Raw genomic sequence first — 2,556 nt, 5'->3', positions numbered from 1 at the left:
GCTACTCAAACCACTGAGAGTGCGAACTGTTGTTTGGGTTCCCAGAGTAGTCAGTGTGGGAGTCTCTTGCAGAGTTGGTTCTTCATCTTCAGTACAGCTTAAATGAGTGTAGCTGCCACTCAATGTCCCGTCACGACAACTACGAACCTCAGATAAACAACTATCACCAAACGTTACCGTTGCTGTAGAGAAGACCGTTACATTGGCACCGTCTAAGATGGTTTGGCCGTTCAACTCACAACTAGCTCCTGCTGCTGCTGTACAACTCTCAAAACTATAACTCCCACTCAAATCCCCATTCGTGCAACTGCGAATCTCCGATACACAGCTCGATCCAAACGGTACCGTTGCACTTGAGAACACCGTCACATAGTCGCCATGATCAATTGTCTGGCCGTTCAACTCACAACTAGCCGCTGCTGCTGCTGTACAACTCTCAAAATTATAACTTCCGCTCAGCTCTCCATTCGCACAACTACGCACCTCCGATACACAGCTATCGCCAAATGAAACTACAGCTGCTTCGTAGGCTGTCAATTGCTCACCATTGGAGATCATTTGACCATTAAGCTCGCAGCTTGTCGGTGTTGGTGTGGGTCCACTTTCTACAGTAGCGCTCACGGCTTCAGTGATCTTACCCGGATCATAGGAGGTATCAATTTTCGCAACAGTTTCTGAAATGGTTGCGGTTGTTACCGTCAAGATCGCTTCTATACTCACCACAACACTAGTAATTTGTTTCGCACCTGCTAATATGCCTTCGCCCAACCCTGTAAGCAAACTGTCTCGAGCAACTTTGTCAGTGTTGTTACTCATCACTACAGTTGTTGTCGTACTGGTAATTAGATTGACATAAGAAGCCTCAATTTCAGTTGCCGAAGCACCTGCTACTACTAGATTACGGACCAGAGCCCCTGAAAGACTCTGCAGGATTGTGGAATTTTCACCAGATTTAGTAGCCACTTTTGTAGTCAGGTTTGTCAACAATGCAGAAAAATTGGCTGGCAGGGCAGCTACGCGAGCGGTTGTCGAACTGGTCAAAGAGTTCTGGCCGGCAATGTTGGAGAGCAAAGACTCAATCACCAAATCCAGAGCGGTTATCGTTTCTGTTTCACTCAGGCCTCCACTGATAATCGCACTATAGGCGCCATCAAAGGCAGCAGGAATCACATTCAGCAGATCGTTGGTGACAGAAGATGTTTCAGAGCGGACTACGACTTTGACAGAATCGGCGAGATCTTCACTGAAACCTACAGCCTGCAGGTCGGAAGAGAGTTCATTGGCCACGGTGGAGGCAGCATCCTCGATCTGAAATTCTACAGAGTCTCCAACAGCAAGATTATTACTGGCTAGATCCATAATCCCAGTAGGGAGAACACTGAAACGGTAATCGCCAGTGTTCAGTTCTCCGTCAGGGTCGACGGTCCAAGCCACGTTGTCATTGGTGGAGATGAAAATGGGATAACAGTTTCCACCGAGTGCTGCAGTCAACTGGACATTGCCCTCACAAGCGGCAGCGAGGTTGTTGCCTCTGAGACCACTGACGGCTTCACTGAAGCTGATTTGGTAAACGGCAGTGCCGACGATAGACTGATTATCATCCGGTTGGAGAATCGTGACAGTTGGAGCTGTTGTCTCTGCTGCAACAGTACATCCAGAGAAAGTGTAGGAACCACTGAGACTGCCGTTTGAACAGGTACGGACCCCAGAGACACAACTATTGCCATTGGGTACAGAAGAACTCTGGTAGGCAGTGACACTTGTACCACTGGCAATGGAGGCCCCGTTAAACTGGCAGGCTAGTAAGGTTGTGGAGCTGTTGTCATTGGTTGAGCCACCGCCACCTCCACATCCATTCAGAAACAATGTGATCAGCACCACAAAAAATAGATTTCTTCTGAGATAATTTTTCATGCTAGGGCCTGTCATCAATTTAGCCAAATGACCTTCGCTATCCAGTGGATACCCCCTAGAAAGGCACAGGCCCGCTGATCGTAACAAGTGGCAATCCCCCGGTATTGCTTCAGCTTGGCAAAGAAGTTCTCAATCAGGTGTCGCCAGCGGTACTTGTCTCGGTCGAACTCCCAGGGATCCTTTTGCTTAGACTTCGTTGGAATCACTGCTTCTACTTTGTGCTGCTCCAAGCGATCCAGCAGCCTTGCTCTTGCTGCGTAGGCTTTGTCCGCTAACAGGGCCTTGATCTGATCCAAAAGAGCTTCTAGCAACACGTCCGCACCCTGCAGGTCATGGGCTTGACCAGGACTGAGATGAAAACCCGTTGGATTGCTGAGGGCATCACAGGTTGCCTGGATTTTGGTCGTCAGACCTCCGCTGGAGCGACCGATACATTCTTGGGTGCGATTACTTTTTTTGCGCCAGCACTGTGTTGATGGGCCCGAACAATCGTGCTGTCGATCTGGGCATACTCGTTGTCTGCCTCGGTAGCCAGCACTTCAAAGACCTGTTGCCAGACACCCCGCTTGCTCCAGCGCATGTGACGAGTGTGAATCACCCGAAAGTCGCCAAAGCGTTCGGGCAGATCGCGCCAGGGGATAC

Annotated in this window: 1 protein-coding gene and 1 pseudogene; both read right to left on the bottom strand. The window is 49.6% G+C overall.

The window, feature by feature from the left end:
* Positions 1-1,914 (bottom strand): Ig-like domain-containing protein (locus tag P8O70_07830; GenBank protein ID MDG2196786.1); only part of this gene is annotated, 1,914 nt, incomplete at its 3' end.
* Positions 1,915-1,928: 14 nt separating this feature from the next.
* Positions 1,929-2,556: pseudogene (locus P8O70_07825) on the bottom strand (IS5 family transposase).

This window comes from SAR324 cluster bacterium (assembly GCA_029245725.1).
Lineage (GTDB): Bacteria > SAR324 > SAR324 > SAR324 > NAC60-12 > JCVI-SCAAA005.
The sequence above is the reverse complement of the archived record's forward strand: the minus strand, read 5'-3'. Positions and strand labels throughout refer to the sequence as shown.